Raw genomic sequence first — 1762 nt, 5'->3', positions numbered from 1 at the left:
TTAACTTCCAGCCGGGAAGTCCCTCGGTATATTTAGAGGGGATTAATCTGAGCGCTACGCGAAGTACCCCGACTAAATTACCGCAGGGATGTCCAGAAGCGTCGGATGGAGGAACGGAAGCCGACAGTTAGACTTACCTATTATGAATCAATCTTCAGGAGTATCTTGATTCTCAATATACTTCCTAAGTGTTGAAACGGTGACACCTCCACAAGACGCAATAAAGTAAGAACTACTCCATAGAACATCTTTATGATAGAACTCATTCACCCTTTCGGGGAATTCACTTCTAAGTCGGCGGCTTGCGACGGACTTGATATTGTTTATGAATTTTGATAAATCCATCTGCGGGTAATACTGAAACAAGAAGTGGATGTGATCCTCTTCACCATTGAATTCTATGAGCTTACATGACCATTTTTCAGTGAGGTCGGCAAACACTTCATTGAGTCGAGCCAGCATTTGGGCATCGAACACCTTGCGCCTATATTTGGTACACAGGACTAAATGAGCTTTGAGGTCTGAAATCGAGCGGGCATTTGCCACGAAGTCGTTTTTCATGTTTTTTGTTGTCGGTGTTGCATTTTAGGCATACACAGACTATACTGTGCGAAGGTCGAAAAAGGGAAGTTAGAAATGCAACTCACTTACAAATACCGCCTCAAACCCACAAAAGCCCAATTAACAACGATTGTGGGTCATCTAGAACTTTGTCGCCGACAATATAACTACCGACTCGGCGAAAGATTTAGGTGGTGGGAAACCACGAGAACGCCTATTAATGCCTGTCCATTAGTTGTTTCGATAGTCCCCGTTGAGGAGATTTATCGAAATATTCCTTTGACGAGAATCCAAACTAGAGACGGCAGAAAAAAGGATGAATCAGGTAATTCTTTGACTAAAAAAGGTGACGTTTTCTCAAACATTGAAGGCGGATATGTACAGTGGCAGACGATTCAACTGGCTGACCTGAAAAACACCAAAAAACTGTTTCCTGATTACAAAGTGTTGGATTCCCAGGTTTTGCAAGATGTCGTCAACAGAGTGGAAACTTCTTTTTCAAACTTTACTACGCCCGACAAGAATGGCAATCGTAGAGGCAAGCCAAGATTCAAGGGACTTCACTACTACAAATCCTTCACATATCCTCAATTAGATAATTTAAATATTGTCAAGGATGAGCAAAATAGGATTTGTATTAGCCTCGCAAAAATAGGTCAAGTGCCAATGGTATTCCATCGTCCAATACCAACAGGATTCAAAGTTAAGACGGGTACAGTGATCAGAGAAGCGGATGGGTGGTATATTTCCCTGACGCTAGAAGATAAGACGGTTCCCGTAACGGTTGTAGAAATTCAACCGACTGAAGAAAATACTGTTGGTATAGATTTAGGAATCACCAATTACGCTTATCTTTCTAATGGCGAAAGAGTTGATAATCCTAGATTCTTAAGGAAGTCGGCTGAAAAGCTGGCAAGGCTTCAAGCAAAATTAGCTAGTAGAATAAAGGGTTCTAAGCCTTGGAAAATTATCAAGGATGAGGTTTCCAGACTCCATCAATTTGTAGCTAGAGCTAGACTAGATTTTCAATTTAAAACGGCACACGAGCTATTCGGTAAATGTGATGTTTTAGTTGTTGAAGATTTGAGTATCAAGAACCTAACTAGACGTGCCAAGCCTAAAACTGATATTGAGGATGGCAATTTAGTTTATTTACCCAACGGTCAGTCAGCTAAAAGCGGTTTGAATAAATCTATGCTTG

Annotated in this window: 2 protein-coding genes; one reads left to right on the top strand and one right to left on the bottom strand. The window is 41.1% G+C overall.

Features of this window, described 5'->3' with window-relative positions:
• Positions 1 to 147: 147 nt before the first annotated feature.
• Positions 148 to 561 (bottom strand): IS200/IS605 family transposase, encoded by a 414-nt coding sequence (gene tnpA / locus QUB06_RS34500; protein WP_333439327.1) that lies wholly within the window; start codon positions 559 to 561, stop codon positions 148 to 150.
• A gap of 75 nt (positions 562 to 636) precedes the next feature.
• Between tnpA and QUB06_RS34495 the strand changes: the two genes are divergently transcribed.
• A partial coding sequence (locus QUB06_RS34495) for a transposase (protein ID WP_333439326.1) occupies positions 637 to 1762 on the top strand: 1126 nt, incomplete at its 3' end.

The sequence above is a fragment of the Microcoleus sp. D2_18a_D3 genome (assembly GCF_036702455.1).
In the GTDB taxonomy this organism is placed as follows: Bacteria; Cyanobacteriota; Cyanobacteriia; order Cyanobacteriales; family Microcoleaceae; genus Microcoleus.
Note: the sequence above shows the minus strand (reverse complement) of the source record. Positions and strands in the feature narration are given on the sequence as shown.